The 15,038-nt window shown below is 63.3% G+C and carries 10 protein-coding genes; 3 read left to right on the forward strand and 7 right to left on the reverse strand.

What is annotated here, in order from left to right; genetic code table 11:
• The 3 genes from AC1RL5_RS19395 to AC1RL5_RS19405 form a co-directional block, all read right to left on the reverse strand.
• Entirely contained in the window at nt 1-1,257 is a 1,257-nt protein-coding gene (locus tag AC1RL5_RS19395; RefSeq protein ID WP_072452060.1) for an NAD(P)/FAD-dependent oxidoreductase, read from the reverse strand.
• Complete coding sequence (locus AC1RL5_RS19400; RefSeq protein WP_015633904.1) at nt 1,244-2,650, reverse strand: NAD(P)/FAD-dependent oxidoreductase; 1,407 nt, start codon at nt 2,648-2,650, stop codon at nt 1,244-1,246. The genes AC1RL5_RS19395 and AC1RL5_RS19400 overlap by 14 nt, the downstream gene beginning before the upstream one ends.
• 157 nt (nt 2,651-2,807) lie before the next feature.
• Entirely contained in the window at nt 2,808-3,572 is a 765-nt protein-coding gene (locus AC1RL5_RS19405; RefSeq protein WP_011058875.1) for a DeoR/GlpR family DNA-binding transcription regulator, read from the reverse strand.
• A 382-nt stretch (nt 3,573-3,954) separates the two neighbouring features.
• Here AC1RL5_RS19405 and eutH point away from each other — a divergent pair, with 382 nt between their 5' ends.
• The 3 genes from eutH to AC1RL5_RS19420 all read left to right on the forward strand — a co-directional run bounded on the left by eutH (nt 3,955) and on the right by AC1RL5_RS19420 (nt 6,523).
• Entirely contained in the window at nt 3,955-5,190 is a 1,236-nt protein-coding gene (eutH, locus tag AC1RL5_RS19410) for an ethanolamine utilization protein EutH (RefSeq protein WP_011058876.1), read from the forward strand.
• Nucleotides 5,191-5,226: 36 nt separating this feature from the next.
• On the forward strand, nt 5,227-5,583 hold the full coding sequence (locus tag AC1RL5_RS19415; protein WP_011058877.1) for a DUF1937 family protein: 357 nt from the start codon (nt 5,227-5,229) through the stop codon (nt 5,581-5,583).
• A 103-nt stretch (nt 5,584-5,686) separates the two neighbouring features.
• Nucleotides 5,687-6,523: a 23S rRNA (adenine(2030)-N(6))-methyltransferase RlmJ gene (locus AC1RL5_RS19420; protein ID WP_492589528.1), complete on the forward strand. Its 837-nt coding sequence runs from the start codon at nt 5,687-5,689 to the stop codon at nt 6,521-6,523.
• Nucleotides 6,524-6,585: 62 nt separating this feature from the next.
• Here the strand turns inward: AC1RL5_RS19420 and msrA are convergent, their stop codons facing one another.
• From msrA to aceE, 4 genes are all read right to left on the reverse strand, one after another.
• Nucleotides 6,586-7,233: a peptide-methionine (S)-S-oxide reductase MsrA gene (gene msrA, locus AC1RL5_RS19425; protein WP_011058879.1), complete on the reverse strand. Its 648-nt coding sequence runs from the start codon at nt 7,231-7,233 to the stop codon at nt 6,586-6,588.
• A gap of 74 nt (nt 7,234-7,307) precedes the next feature.
• Nucleotides 7,308-10,001 (reverse strand): sensor domain-containing phosphodiesterase, encoded by a 2,694-nt coding sequence (locus AC1RL5_RS19430; RefSeq protein WP_011058880.1) that lies wholly within the window; start codon nt 9,999-10,001, stop codon nt 7,308-7,310.
• A 311-nt stretch (nt 10,002-10,312) separates the two neighbouring features.
• Complete coding sequence (aceF, locus tag AC1RL5_RS19435) at nt 10,313-12,262, reverse strand: dihydrolipoyllysine-residue acetyltransferase (protein ID WP_072452058.1); 1,950 nt, start codon at nt 12,260-12,262, stop codon at nt 10,313-10,315.
• 11 nt (nt 12,263-12,273) lie between these two features.
• Nucleotides 12,274-14,919, reverse strand: coding sequence for a pyruvate dehydrogenase (acetyl-transferring), homodimeric type (gene aceE, locus AC1RL5_RS19440; protein ID WP_011058882.1), 2,646 nt, complete (start codon nt 14,917-14,919; stop codon nt 12,274-12,276).
• Nucleotides 14,920-15,038 lie beyond the last annotated feature (119 nt).

Raw genomic sequence — 15,038 nt, forward strand, 5'->3', positions numbered from 1 at the left:
TCATTTCTCTTGTTGTGGGACGGCCTGGTCGATGCAGATGTCCAGTTGGTCGAAATGTTCCGGCAGGTGCAGGTCCTTGATGGGGATCAGCAGGCGCCGTTCCGGCAGTGCCGAGACCGGTCGGCTCCAGAGCTCCAAGCCCTGGGCGCGGACCCGCAGGGTGCCACTGACCGCCTGGCTGACCCGCAACTGGATGTGCGCCAGGCCCGCCAGCTCGCCGCGCACCAGGCGGCCCGGCACGCCGAGCTTGATCGGGGCGGCGTACTTCAGGGTCAGGGCGTCATTGGCATCGGGTAGCTGGCCGCTCAGGGCCAGGGCCATCAGGCTGCCGATGCGCCGCCCTTCGCGGTAGGACCAGCCGGCCGTCTCGATCGGCCGCAGCAGGTTGCCGGCGGCAAAGTAGGCCGGGTCCGAACAGCGGCCGTACTGGTCGATCTTCGGCCCCCCGCTGCCATTGTCCAGTTGCAGGTGGCTCAGGCGCACCAGGCTCGACTCCGGGGTGAACTGGCCGGTGAGCAGCACGCCGTCGCAGGAAATGTCGCGAACCTGGCCGTCGGCCAGGCGCACCCGGGCCGACTCCACCCGGCCACACCCATTGATCGCCAGCAGCTCGGCGCCAAAGTGCATGGGGATGCCCAGCAACCTTGGGAACACCGACAGCGGCCAGCGGGCGGTGGCTCGTTCATTGGCTTCCAGCACCGCCACCGGACGGATACCGGCGCGTCGGCAACTGAGCACGGCAGACAGGCTGACCAGTTCGGTGCCGATGATCAGCGGCCGCTCGAAAGGCTTGAGGTGCTGCACATAGAGGAAGTTCTGCAAGGCCCCGGTGTTGATCACCCCCACCGGGCGGTCGCCGGACAGCAGGCGTGCCGAGCGCGGGGTTTCCCGGGCGCCGGTGGCGATCAGCACCTTCTGTGCCTGGATCTGCCGTGGCCCGTCTGGAGTGGCCAGGCGCAACAGGCCGCCGGGCTCCAGGCTGACCACCGTGTGTCGCGGCAGCAGGATCACGCCGGCTTTCAGCGCGGCTTCGACATTGCGCCGGGCATAGGCCGGGCCGCTGAGAAGGCGCTGGTACTCGCGCATGCCGAAGGGCGGGTGGGCACAGTGCCGGGGAATGCCGCCGGCTTCGCTTTCACGTTCGATGACAATCACCGGGCCGATACCCTGGCGCCGCAGTTCGATAGCCGCGGCCAGGCCCGCCGGGCCGCTGCCGATAATGGCCGCTTCGGCCTGAAGAAGTTCAGTGCTGTTCATGGCAACGACCTGTGGCAAGAGGGACGGCCAGTTGGCTGGCGCTGAGTTCGGCGACCTGGGCCGAGCAATAGAAACCCTGGCAGCGGCCCATGCAGGCGCGGGTGCGGCGCTTGAGCCCGCCCAGGTCGCCAGGGGGCAGGGGGCTGTGCAGGGCGCTTTCTATTTCGCGCCGGGTCACCAGTTCGCAATGGCAGACGATTTCGCCATAGCCGGGGCGCTGCCAGTCGCGGGGCAAGTGCTCCGCCAGATTGGGCATCTGTGGCCAGACCGGTTCGCGCACCGGCTGGTGCTGGCGGCGCTGGCTGTACAGGCCGTAGACATGCCGGGCAATACCCAGGGCGGCGGTGAGCCCGGTGGAGCGGATGCCGCCGACGGTGATCCAGTGCCGGGCGTGGTCGGCCTGGATCCGGTACTCCTTCTTTTCGCTGGCGGGGCGCAGCCCGGCGTAGGTGGCGGTGACCGGCATCCCGGCGAGGGCGGGAATCCGCTCCACGGCGGCATCGATCAGGCTTTGCAGGGTCGGGCCGTCGAGCCCTGCATGCACGCGGTCCTCCTGCTCTTCGGCGGTGGGGCCCACCAGCAGGTTGCCGTACACCGTGCGGGTCAGGACTATGCCCTTGGTGCGCTCGTTGGGTACCGGCAGGACGATGCGCTCCAGCAGTGTGGCCGCGGCCTTGTCGAAGACCACGAACTGGCCCTTGCGCGGCATGATGCGAAATTCGCTGTGGCCCAGCAGGTTGTGTTCCAGGGTGTCGCCGAACAGCCCGGCGCAGTTGATCACCTGGGCGCTGCGCAGGGTGCCCCGGTTGGTGTGCAGGGTCCAGGCGTCGCCATCGAACTGGCCTTGCTGCACCTCGCATTGCAACTGTACGCGGGCGCCATGGGCCATGGCCTGCTGCAGGTAACCCAGGGGGGCGGACCAGGGGTCGATCAGGTGCTCGTCGGGGACTAGTACCGCGCCCACGGCGTGATTGGCCAGGTGCGGCTCCAGGGCGAGGATCTCGCTGCGTTCCAGCAGGCGTACGTTGTCTACCCCATTGGCCTGGGCCTGGGCGAGGATCCCCGGCAGCCTGGCCTGGTCCTCGGCGTTCCAGGCCACTACCAGCGCGCCACTCTTGAGCAGTGGCAGGTTCATGGCCGAGTGGATTTCCAGGTATTCCTGGTAGCCGGCCTGCATGCACTGCAGTTCCAGGCTGCCACTGGGGGCGTCGAAGCCGGTGTGCAGGATGGCGCTGTTGGCCTTGCTGGCGCCGGAGAGAATGTCGCTGCCCTTTTCCAGCAGCACCACCCGTGCGCCTTCGAGGGCGAAGCGCCGGGCCATGGCGCAACCGACGACCCCGCCACCGACGATGGCCACATCGAAAGTCACATTGTTCGGATAAAGTTCGGTCATATAAATGCCTGTTTCCTGCGGTAACACCCAAGGATCTGTGCAGGAATCAAAGCATAATGCGGGCCATGATTGTTGTTTTTATTTTCTATTCGGTCATATATCGGTCATTTGGTTGTGGTTTTCGGTGATGGCCATCACCTGTGGCAACGGCCCTGGTTCAGGGCTGTGGCACCAGATGCACCTCCACGCCCGCTTTCTCCAGGGCCGCCAGCAGCTCCGGGCCGGGCTGGCGGTCGATCACCAGGCGGTCTATGCGCTCCAGCGGGAACACCTTGAACAGGCCGCGGCGTTCCAGCTTCGAGGAATCGGCGATCACCGTCAGCTGGCGGGCCTGGGCAATCATGGCGCGGGCCACTTCGGCTTCTTCGATGGAGAAGTCCATGGCGCCGTCTTCATTCAGTGCGCCAATGGTGATCACCGCGTGCTCGGCGTTGAAACGGGTGATCTGTTCCAGGGCCAGGGTGCCGACGTTCTGTGTCGAGTCGGGGCGATATTCACCACCGATCATGAACACCCGATTGCCCGACTCGCCAATGCAGCCGGCAATCGGCAGGGAGTTGGTGATCACCGTCAGGCGGGTGTGCTGCGCCAGTTCCCGGGCGAAGAACAGGGTGGTGGTGCCGGTATCGATGAAGATGCTGTCGCCCGCGCAGAACAGGCCGGCGGCGTAGCGGCCGATGGCGCGCTTCTCCTGGGCGTGTTCGTTCATGCGGGTCTGGAAGGTGTTTTCGTGCTCGCCGGTAGGGGGCAGGGCCGCGCCACCGTGGAACTTGGTGACCAGGCCGCTTTCCGCCAGGTCGCTGAGGTCGCGGCGGATGGTTTCCTGGGATGTGGCAGTGATGCGCGCCAGCTCTTCCACAGAAATCCGCTCCCGTTGCCGCAGGAGTTCGAGAATGTGCTGTCGTCGTTCGTTGGGGCGCATGGTGTTTTCCGTTTAGTGGTACTTCGCCACACAAATGGGCATTTTTTGTTACTTACGCACACTCCTGGTTCAGGAATGTGCTGATTCGGTCAATTTCGATGGAAAAGTTAAGCATTTACTTGCACGTTTCACAATGGCCTGCAGTCATGGGGTTGGCAAAGGAGCCACGGCAGGTCGGGCCAATGTTGCGAAGGTGCATTGACCGAAATATGGTTGTTTTAAAGTAAAAACCACAACTAATACACATTGTGGCACGGGATGTGCCCTGTGTTTCATCACCTGGTTCATCGTTCTCCTTGGCGATGAGTGACCAGAGCTGGCCTCGACAAGAACTTCCCCGGCGGGGGAAACCTATAAATGACGCTCAGAGAGATGAACCCACATGGCTGAATTTGGAAACTACGTCATTTACCTGATCATGCTCGGCGCCGTGATCGGCGCCCTGTCATCCATCATCAAGCCCGAGAGCGGGCTGGGTAAGGAGTTCGTCAACGGCATCCACTCCATCGGCCCGGTGTTCCTGGCCCAGGCCGGGATCATGGTGGCGATTCCCTACCTGTCCCAGGGCATTTCCCACGCCCTGGGGCCGTTCTTCAACGCCCTGGGTTCGGATGTCTCCATTGCGGCGCTGTCGATCATTGCCGTGGACATGGGCGGCTACCAGTTGGCCAACGCCCTGACCGCCAACCGTGACCTGTGGATCACCGCAATGCTGGTGGGCTACACCTCCGGGGCGACCATCGTCTACCTGATCCCGGTGGGCCTGACCATGCTCGAGCGCAAGGACCACAAGTACCTGGCCCTGGGTGCCATGGCCGGGCTGATCAGCATTCCGTTCGCGGTGCTGATGTCGCTGCTGATCATCACCGCTACCCACTTGCCGGTGCGGGACATCGTTTCCACCAACTCCGAGGCGCTGTACTACCTGTCCCTGGGCTTCGTCGACATGCTCAAGCTGCTGGCGCCGTTGTTCGTGTTCTGCTTCCTGCTGGCGGCGGGGCTGCGCTACCGGCCGCAGATGATGGTCAGGGGCTTCCTGGTGTTCGGCAAGATCATGGACGCGGCGATCAAGCTGATCCTGGCCCTGAGCATCGTCGAGCACTTCACCAAGTTCTTCAGCATCAACTTCGGCGGCTGGGGCTTCGACCCGATGTTCGCCGACGAAAAGGAGCTGTTCCGGGCGATCGAGATCGCCGGCTACATCGGCATCATGCTCGCCGGTACCTTCCCCATCTGCTACCTGTTCCAGCGCTACTGCAAGAAGCCCATGGAACTGCTGGGACGCCATCTGAACCTGTCCAGCACCGGTGCCGCGGGGTTCATCATGGTGTTTGCCAACATCATCGCCACCTTCCACCTGTTCAAGCACATGACCGCCCGCGACAAGGTGCTGTGCGTGGCCCTGGGGGTCTGCGCCCAGGCACTGATCGGCGACCACCTGGCGTTCACTGCGAACTTCCAGCCAAGCCTGATCCTGCCGATTCTGCTCGGCAAACTGTTCGGCGGCCTGCTGGCGGTGGCGATCGCCATCCGCATCTCGGTGCCGGCCGCCCAGCGCTATGAGCTGCAAGAGCAGGAACAGGCGGCAGCCTTTGCCCTGCAACCTGCGCGGGCCTGACGGCCCGCATCACCTATCCCTGAAATCGAGGTAACGATGCGCAAGATTTTCCTGGCCTGCCCCTACAGCCATTCCGAGCCGGCCGTCATCAACGAGCGTTTTCTCCAATGCAACCAGGTCGCGGCGCAGATACTGGAAGCCGGCCATGCGGTGTTCAGCCAGGTGAGCATGTCCCACCCGATCAACCTGTGCCTGGCGGGTAAGGACAATGCCGCCATCGGCAAGCTCTGGGCGCCGGTGGATGCGCTGTACATGGCGATGATGGAGGAGCTGATCGTGCTCGACCTGCCGGGCTGGAAGGACAGTGGCGGGATCAAGCGCGAGATCGAGGTGTTCGAAACGTCCGGGCGGCGGGTCAGCCTGTGGTCGCAAGTCAGTCACGAGTTTGTCTGAAACCCTGGCCGTGCCCGTCGTCGCCTGCGCCGGGTACGGCTCCGCTCTGAACTGACGACAGCCTGCGCACAGGGTAAACTTGCCCCCCTGCGCAGGAGCAACCATGAACTATCGTCACGCCTTCCACGCCGGCAATCACGCCGACGTCTTCAAACACCTGACCCTGACCCGCCTCATCGCCCTGATGTCGCGCAAGGAGCAGCCGTTCGCCTACCTCGACAGCCACGCCGGTATCGGCCTGTATGACCTCAAGGGCGACCAGGCCACGCGCACCGGCGAGTACCTGGAAGGCATCGCCCGCCTGTGGGGCGATGAGGACCTGCCGGCGCTGACCGCCGATTACATGCAGGTGCTGCACAAGATGAACCCCGATGGCGAGTTGCGTTACTACCCGGGCTCGCCGGAACTGGCTCGGCGCCTGACCCGTTCCCAGGATCGGGTGCTGCTCAACGAGAAACACCCGGAAGACGGCCTGCTGCTCAAGGACAACATGAAGGGTGACCGGCGGGTAGCGGTGCACCTGGGCGAGGGCTGGCACGTGGCGCGGGCCCTGCTGCCGGTGGCGGAAAAACGCGCGGTGATGCTCATCGACCCGCCTTTCGAGCAACTGGACGAGATGCATCGCTGTGCGGCATCGCTGAAGGAAGCCATTGGCCGCATGCGCCAGACCGTGGCGGCCATCTGGTACCCGGTCAAGGACCAGCGCGCCCTGCGACGTTTCTATCAGGACCTGGCCGGTACCGGTGCGCCGAAGCTGCTGCGGGTGGAGTTGCTGGTGCATCCGCTGGACACGCCCAACAGCCTCAATGGCTCGGGCCTGGCGATCGCCAACCCGCCTTGGGGCCTGGAAGAGGAATTGCGCGAGTTGCTGCCCTGGTTGTCGAAGAAGCTAGGCCAGACCCAGGGCGGCTGGCAGATGGACTGGTTGATCGCAGAGTAAGGGGTCGCTGGCCAGCCTGCTCCTGCGGAAGGTTGCAGGAGCCGGCAGGCCGGCGCATGGACTCAGATCGGGCAGGTCACGCCGGTGCCGCCGATCCCGCAATAGCCTTCAGGGTTCTTCGCCAAGTACTGCTGGTGGTAAGCCTCGGCGAAGTACACGGTCGGCGCTTCTTCGATTTCCGTGGTGATGGTGCCCAGGCCGGCCTTGGTCAGCTCCGCCTGGAACACGTCCCTGCTGTGCAGCGCCTGCTCCAGCTGGGTCGGATTGGTGGCGTAGATCACCGAGCGGTACTGGGTGCCGATGTCATTGCCCTGGCGCATGCCCTGGGTCGGGTTGTGCAGTTCCCAGAACATCGCCAGCAATTCCTTGTAGCTGACCTTTTCCGGCTCGTACACCACCAGCACCACTTCGGTATGCCCGGTCAGGCCCGAGCAGACTTCTTCGTAGGTCGGGTTCGGGGTGAAGCCGCCGGCATAACCCACGCACGTGCTGAACACGCCTTCGCGCTGCCAGAAGCGCCGTTCGGCACCCCAGAAACAGCCCAGGCCGAAGATGGCGAAATCCACATTGCCCGGAAACGGGCCCAGCAGCGGGTTGCCGTTGACGTAGTGTTCGGCAGGTAGGGCCATGGGGGTTTCACGGCCAGGCAGAGCTTGTTCTTTGGTTGGAAGCACGTTTTTGTTCACCAGGATTTCCGAGCGCAAGACCATGTTGCAGTCCTCCAGTCAGGTTGGGGAGTCAGTCAGTCGATAGACACGCAGTTTGCCCGAGTGTTACAGCGCTGTCAGGCAATTGGGCCACGAGGATAACGCTTGAGCTTGGCAATCAGCTCGGAGCCGGGAATCGGCCGGTCGAACAGGTAGCCCTGGCCCACGTCGCAGCGGTGGCGGCGCAGGAAGGCCAGTTGCTCGGCGGTCTCGATGCCTTCGGCGACCACCTTGATCTTCAGGTTGTGGGCCATGGCGATCACCGCGGAGGTGATTTCCATGTCGTCCTGGTTGTCGGGGATCTCGTGGATGAAGCTGCGATCGATCTTGATGATATCGATGGGGAATTTCTTCAGGTAACTCAGGGACGAATAGCCGGTGCCGAAGTCGTCCATGGCCAGGGTCAGGCCGAGTTTTTTCAGTTGTTCGAGCTGCTGGTGGGTGTCGTCGGTGGCTTCCAGCAGCAGGCCCTCTGTTAGCTCAAGCTCCAGCAGCGAGGAGGGCAGTTGTTCTTCCTTGAGGATGCTGGCGATGGAGGCCACCAGGTCCGGGTCGGAAAACTGCTTGGGCGACAGGTTGATGGCCACGTGCAGGTTGCCCATGCCGGCGGCGGTCAGTTGCTTGCTCATGCGGCAGGCCTGGCGGGCGATCCACTTGCCGATGGGGATGATCAGGCCGGTTTCTTCCGCCACGCTGATGAACTGGTCGGGGCGGATCATGCCCTTTTCCGGATGGTTCCAGCGCAGCAGCGCCTCCATGCCCAGCAGGCGGCCGCTGCGCAGGCACAGCTTGGGCTGGTAGAACACGTCCAGCTCGTTCTGGGTCAGGGCGCGGCGCAGGTTGTTCTCGACGAACAGTTTGTAGCTGGCCTCGGCGTTCAGCGCCTCGGTGAACACCTGCACCTGGTGCTTGCCGTTGGCCTTGGCCTTGTGCAGGGCCAGGCCGGCGTTGCGCATCAGGGTCTGCGGGTCACGGCCGTGCAGCGGCGCGCTGGCCAGGCCCACGGAGCCGGTGACGCTGATCAACTGGTTGTCGACGAACATCGGCTTGTCCAGGGTCATCAGCAACTGGCTGGCGATCTGTTGCCCGGTTTCCAGGTCGGTGTTGTCCAGCAGCACGGCGAATTCGTTGCTGGCGAAGCGCGCCAGGCTGCCGCTGGGGCTCAGGCTGTTGCGCAGGCGCCGGGCCAGGCTGATCAGCAGTTTGTCGCCGGTCTGGTGGCCGAGGCTGTCGTTGATCCGCTTGAAATTGTCGATGTCCACCAGCAGCAGGCTGATCGGGGTATCGCTGTCTCGGGCAAAGCGTTCATCGAGGTTGCGGATGAAGGCGGGGCGGTTGCCCAGGTTGGTCAGGTTGTCGGTGTAGGCCAGGCGCTCGATGCGCTGCTGGGCGAGCTTGGTCTGGGTGATGTCTTCGTAGATACCGATGTAGTGGGTCAGCTCGCGGTTGTCGCCATACACCTTGGAGATCGACAGTTGGCCCCAGTAAGGCTCCAGGTTCTTGCGCCGGCTCTTGAACTCGCCCTGCCAGCTGTTGCTCTTGGCCAGGCTGGACGGAGCGTCGAACAGCAGCTCGCTGAGGTTTTCCAGGGCCGGCAGTTCGGACAGGCGGTGGCCATGGACCTCTTCGGTGCTGTATTGGGTGATCGCCGTGAAGCTGGGGTTGACGTACTCCACCACGCCGTCGCAATTGACCAGCAGGAAGGCGTTGGCGCTCTGCTCCACGGCGCGCTGGAACAGGTGCAGGGCGCTGGTGGCGGCCCGCCGGTTGTGATTGTTGATGACCTGGGCGAACTGGTCTGCCAGTTCGCCGGCGAAGGCGATCTCGTCGGACTGCCAGGCCCGGGTCATGCCGGTCTGTTCCAGGCACAGCACGCCGACCACCTGGCCGTCGATGCGGATGCTGGCGTCGAGCATGGCGTTGACGTCCCGCGGGCGCAGGCTCTCGGCCATCTCCCGGGTTCGCGGGTCGCGCATGGCGTTCTGCGCGTCGATGGCGCGGCAGCTGTGCAGGGCTTCCAGGTAGTCGGGAAAGCTGCTGGCGTCGATGGACTCCGGCATGCGGTATTCCTGGGGGCCGCGGTGATAGGCGGCAATCGGCACCAGTTGCTGGTCTTCCAGGTTCCAGATGCTGGCGCAGTCGATCTGGTAGATGTCGCAGGCGCTGCGGGTAATCAGTTCGGCAGCTTCCTTCAACGAATTGCCGGTGCTGTAGCGCTGGCGGGTCAGGAGCAGGATCAAATCCTGCTGCGCACGCACCCGTTCCAGGTGCTGCAATTGCTCCTGCTGGGCCCGCTGGTTGAGTTCCAGGGCGATCTGCAGGCGGGTGTTCTGGGTTTCCAGATCCAGTGCCGGCAGCGCCGAAGCATCGCTGAACAGCCCTTCGACCACCAACAGGTAGCCGCGCAGCAGGTGCCGGTTGTGCTGTTTGTAGGCTTCGCCCAGCTCGAGGATGCTCAAGGGCCCCTGGGCGGTGTGCAGGGTATAGCGGATCAGGTAATGGGAGCTGTTGCTCAGTTGCTGCTGGATGGTGTCGTGCAACTGATAGCGGGCTTCGGGCTCCATCAGGCTGGCATAGGGCGAGCCGACCAGGGCGCAGAGTTCGACGGCGGGCAGGCCGAACTGGCGTTCGCAATTGGGATCGAGAAACAGCAGCGCCCAGCTCGCTTCATTCAGCCGTTCGAAACGCAACATGCCGAGCCGCGAGGGCACAGGCAACTGCGTCACTACCTCGGCCGCCATACGGCTGGCGGCATCGGGTTGGCTTTTCATGGGGAAACTCGCTTCGAAATTGCTGATCGCGCCGGGCTCACGCCCTCTTTACTGTTGCCTGCGGCAAGGTTGCATCATGGCGCATCGACTGACAAGTAAGATGAAGGCTAAGTGCTATAAACCTGTATCGGCAGGCAGAAGGATTTCTGCAAAGTAACTTTTTTGCTGTTTGGCGTCGTGCACTGACGGGCAATTGGCGACGTTTTTCTGGCAAAAAAAGCCCCGCCAAATTGACGGGGTTGAGGTACGAGCGTGGCGCTCGGAAAGCGTGCGCTACCGGCCCGCCCATGACAGGAGGGCCGGTACGCGGGTTACAGCAGAATGGTGCGAATGTCCGCCAGCAGGTCGCTCAGGCGCTTGGTGAAGCGTGCGGCGGCCGCGCCGTTGATCACACGGTGATCGTAGGACAGGGACAGTGGCAGCATCAGTTTCGGCTGGAAGGCCTTGCCGTCCCAGACTGGCTGGATGGTGGCCTTGGAAACACCGAGGATCGCCACTTCCGGCGCGTTGACGATCGGCGTGAAACCGGTGCCGCCAATGTGCCCGAGGCTGGAGATGGTGAAGCAGGCGCCTTGCATCTCGTCCGCGGAGAGCTTCTTGGTGCGGGCTTTTTCCGCCAGGGAAGCCGCCTCGGCCGCCAGTTGCAGCAGGCTCTTCTGGTCGACGTTCTTGATCACCGGTACCAGCAGGCCATCCGGAGTGTCCACGGCGAAGCCGATGTTCACGTACTTCTTGCGGATGATCGCCTTGCCGCTTGGCGCCAGGGAGCTGTTGAAGTCCGGCAGTTCCTTGAGCAGGTGGGCACAGGACTTGAGCAGCAGCGGCAGGATGGTCAGCTTGACGCCGGCCTTCTCGGCCACGGCCTTCTGTGCAACGCGGAAAGCTTCCAGCTCGGTGATGTCGGCCGAGTCGAATTGAGTCACGTGTGGCACGTTCAGCCAGCTGCGGTGCAGGTTGGCGGCGCCGGCCTGCATCAGGCGGGTCATCGGCACTTCTTCGATTTCGCCGAAGCGGCTGAAGTCCACGACCGGAATCGGCGGGATGCCCGCGCCACCGGTTGCACCGCCAGCAGCTGGCGCTTCCTTGGCCTTCTGCATCATGGCCTTGACGTAGACCTGCACGTCTTCTTTCAGGATGCGACCGTGCGGGCCGCTGGCGCCGACAGCGCTCAGCTCGACGCCGAATTCACGGGCCAGTTGACGCACAGCCGGGCCGGCGTGAACTTTCGCGCCTGGCTTGGCAGGTGCGGCGGCCGGGGCGGCAGCAGGTGCAGCGGCAGCCGGGGCAGCAGCGGCGGCTGGAGCCGGAGCGCTTGGCGCCGCAGCCGGAGCCGGGGCAGCAGCAGGCGCTGCGCCTTTGACTTTCAGCTTGAGGATCAGATCGCCGGTGCCGACTTCGTCGTCCAGCTTGATGGAAACGCTTTCCACCACGCCAGCGGCAGGCGATGGAATTTCCATGCTCGCCTTGTCGGATTCCAGGGTAATCAGCGACTGGTCGGCTTCAACGCTGTCGCCAGCCTTGACCAGCACTTCGATGATCTTGGCCTTGCCGGCCGAACCGATGTCCGGAACGTGGATGTCCTGAACACTGTCAGCCACTGGAGCAGCCGGGGCTGCTGCAGGAGCAGGCGCAGCGGCAGCGGCCGGAGCAGCAGCCTGGGCCGGAGCGGCGGCAGGAGCCGCAGCACCCGCCACTTCCAGGTCCAGGATCAGGTCGCCGGTGCCGACTTCGTCGTTGAGCTTGACGCTGATGGCCTTGACCACGCCAGCGGCAGGCGACGGGATTTCCATGCTTGCCTTGTCGGATTCCAGGGTGATCAGCGATTGATCAGCCTCGACCTTGTCGCCGACCTTGACCTGGATCTCGATGATCTGGGCCTTGCCCGACGAACCGATGTCCGGCACGTGCACTTGCTGAACCGAAGCGGCAGCAGGGGCTGCGGCTGGGGCTGGCGCTGCGGCAGGAGCAGCCGCCGGTTTGGCTTCAGCTTTTGCCGCAGGAGCAGCCGCCGGGGCCGCAGCAGCGGCGCCCTCGACTTCCAGCTCGAGCAGTTCGTCGCCTTCTTTCAGACGGTCGCCCAGCTTCACCTTGAGGCTCTTGATGACGCCGGCTTTCGGGGCCGGCACTTCCATGCTGGCCTTGTCCGATTCCAGGGTCAGGATGCTCTGGTCGGCTTCGATACGGTCGCCGACCTTCACAAACAGTTCGATTACTTCACCTTCACCGCTGCCGATGTCAGGTACGCGAATGAGTTCGCTCACAGAAAGTCTCCTCAGCAGTCCAGTGGGTTGCGTTTTTCCGGGTTGATACCGAACTTGGTGATGGCTTCAGCCACGACCTTAGGTTCGATGTCACCACGGTCAGCCAAGGCTTCCAGGGCTGCCAACACCACGAAATGACGGTCTACTTCGAAGAAGTGACGCAGTTTCTTGCGGCTGTCGCTGCGGCCGAAACCGTCGGTGCCCAGGACTTTGAACTCCTTGGATGGGACCCACTGGCGGATCTGTTCGGCGAACAGCTTCATGTAGTCGGTGGAGGCGATGACCGGACCCTTGCGGCCGTTCAGGCACTCTTCGACGTAGCTCAGCTTCGGCTTCTGGCCAGGGTGCAGGCGGTTGCTGCGTTCCACGGCCAGGCCGTCGCGGCGCAGTTCGTTGAAGCTGGTCACGCTCCAGACGTCGGCAGCGACGTTGAACTCGTCACGCAGGATCTTCGCGGCTTCGCGAACTTCGCGCAGGATGGTGCCGGAGCCCATCAGTTGCACGTGGTGCGCGGCCTCGCGGGTGTCTTCTTCCAGCAGGTACATGCCCTTGATGATGCCTTCCTCGACACCGGCCGGCATGGCTGGCTGCTGGTAGGACTCGTTCATCACGGTGATGTAGTAGAAGACGTCCTGTTGCTCTTCGGTCATCTTCTTCATGCCGTCCTGGATGATCACCGCCAGCTCGTAGCCGTAGGTCGGATCAAAGGTGCGGCAGTTCGGGATGGTCCCGGCCAGCATGTGGCTGTGACCGTCTTCGTGCTGCAGGCCTTCCCCGTTGAGGGTGGTGCGCCCGGCAGTACCGCCGATCAGGAAGCCGCGGGTACGGCTGTCGCCGGCAGCCCAGGCCAGGTCGCCGATACGCTGGAAGCCGAACATCGAATAGAAGATGTAGAACGGCAGCATTGGCTGGTTGTGGCTGGAGTACGAAGTACCGGCAGCGATGAAGGAGCTCATGGCGCCCGCTTCGTTGATGCCTTCTTCGAGGATCTGGCCCTTCTTGTCTTCGCGGTAGAACATCACCTGGTCTTTATCGACTGGCTCGTAGAGCTGGCCGACGGAGGAGTAGATGCCCAACTGGCGGAACATGCCTTCCATACCGAAGGTGCGGGCTTCGTCCGGGATGATCGGCACGATGCGCTGGCCGATTTCCTTGTCCTTGACCAGCTGCGCGAGGATCCGCACGAAGGCCATGGTGGTGGAGATTTCACGGTCGCCCGAGCCGTCGAGGATGGCCTTGAGGGTATCCAGTGGCGGAGTCGGGACGCTGAAGCTCTTGGCGCGACGCTGCGGCACGAAACCGCCCAGTGCGGCACGACGCTCGCTCAGGTAGCGGGCTTCGGCGCTGCCTTCTTCTGGTTTGAAGAACGGCAGGTTCTCGATGTCGTCGTCTTTCACCGGAATGTCGAAACGGTCGCGGAACAGCTTCAGGCTGTCGACGTCGACTTTCTTGGTGTTGTGCGCGGTGTTCTTCGCTTCGCCGGCGCCGGTGCCATAACCCTTGATGGTCTTGGCCAGGATGACGGTCGGCTGCTCTTTGTGGTTGACCGCCTCGTGGTAGGCCGCATAGACCTTGTACGGGTCATGGCCGCCACGGTTGAGTTTCCAGATCTCGTCGTCGGACAGATCGGCAACCATCGCCTTGAGTTCAGGGGTGTTGAAGAAGTGCTCGCGGACGAACGCGCCGTCCTTGGCCTTGTAGTTCTGGTACTCGCCGTCGATGACTTCGTCCATGCGGCGCTGCAGGATGCCGTCGACGTCCTTGGCCAGCAGTGGGTCCCAGAAACGGCCCCAGACCACCTTGTTGACGTTCCACTGGGCGCCACGGAACACGCCTTCGAGTTCCTGGATGATCTTGCCGTTGCCGCGAACCGGGCCGTCGAGGCGCTGCAGGTTGCAGTTGATGACGAAGATCAGGTTGTCCAGCTTCTCGCGGCCGGCCAGGGAGATCGCGCCCAGGGATTCCGGCTCGTCGCACTCGCCGTCGCCCATGAAGCACCAGACTTTCTGTTTGCCGGCAGGGATGAAGCCACGGGCTTCCAGGTACTTCATGAAGCGCGCCTGGTAGATCGCCTGGATCGGGCCCAGACCCATGGAAACGGTCGGGAACTGCCAGAAGTCAGGCATCAGCCAAGGGTGCGGGTAGGACGACAGGCCGTTGCCATCGACTTCCTGGCGGAAGTTGTTCATCTGGTCTTCGGTGATGCGGCCTTCCATGAACGCACGAGCGTAGACGCCTGGCGATGCGTGACCCTGGAAGTAGATCAGGTCGCCGCCGTGTTCGTCGGTCGGGGCCTGGAAGAAGTAGTTGAAGCCGATGTCATACAAGGTGGCGCTGGAGGCGAAGCTGGAGATGTGACCGCCCAGGTCAGAATCTTTCAGGTTCGTACGCATGACCATGGCCAACGCGTTCCAACGTACCAGCGAGCGAATGCGGCGTTCCATGAACAGGTCGCCAGGCATGCGTGCTTCGTGGGTGACGGGAATCGTGTTGCGGTACGGCGTGGTGATGGCGTAGGGCAGTTGCGAGCCGCTGCGGGTCGCGAGTTCGCCCATACGGGTCATCAGATAGTGAGCACGGTCTTCGCCTTCTTTGTCGAGAACCGATTCCAGGGCGTCCAGCCATTCCTGGGTTTCGACGGGATCGAGGTCTTGCATGGCTTGCTCCAGGGCGGAAAGGCTTCCAGAATCGGTTGCCTGAGTTTGCGACTGGCCTTTTGGGCAGACGATTATAAATTCTTGGATTGCCGGAGGTTGATCCAGCGGCGTGTAGTTTT

The sequence above is a fragment of the Pseudomonas sp. GW822-FHT06D10 genome (assembly GCF_058799535.1).

Bases quoted from the DNA above. Each gene is read 5' to 3' on its own strand.
- msrA (WP_011058879.1), bottom strand. From the start codon at position 7,233: ATGGTCTTGCGCTCGGAAATCCTGGTGAACAAAAACGTGCTTCCAACC.
- AC1RL5_RS19420 (WP_492589528.1), top strand. From the start codon at position 5,687: ATGAACTATCGTCACGCCTTCCACGCCGGCAATCACGCCGACGTCTTC.
- AC1RL5_RS19395 (WP_072452060.1), bottom strand. From the start codon at position 1,257: ATGAACAGCACTGAACTTCTTCAGGCCGAAGCGGCCATTATCGGCAGC.
- AC1RL5_RS19430 (WP_011058880.1), bottom strand. From the start codon at position 10,001: ATGAAAAGCCAACCCGATGCCGCCAGCCGTATGGCGGCCGAGGTAGTG.
- AC1RL5_RS19405 (WP_011058875.1), bottom strand. From the start codon at position 3,572: ATGCGCCCCAACGAACGACGACAGCACATTCTCGAACTCCTGCGGCAA.
- eutH (WP_011058876.1), top strand. From the start codon at position 3,955: ATGGCTGAATTTGGAAACTACGTCATTTACCTGATCATGCTCGGCGCC.
- AC1RL5_RS19415 (WP_011058877.1), top strand. From the start codon at position 5,227: ATGCGCAAGATTTTCCTGGCCTGCCCCTACAGCCATTCCGAGCCGGCC.
- AC1RL5_RS19400 (WP_015633904.1), bottom strand. From the start codon at position 2,650: ATGACCGAACTTTATCCGAACAATGTGACTTTCGATGTGGCCATCGTC.
- aceE (WP_011058882.1), bottom strand. From the start codon at position 14,919: ATGCAAGACCTCGATCCCGTCGAAACCCAGGAATGGCTGGACGCCCTG.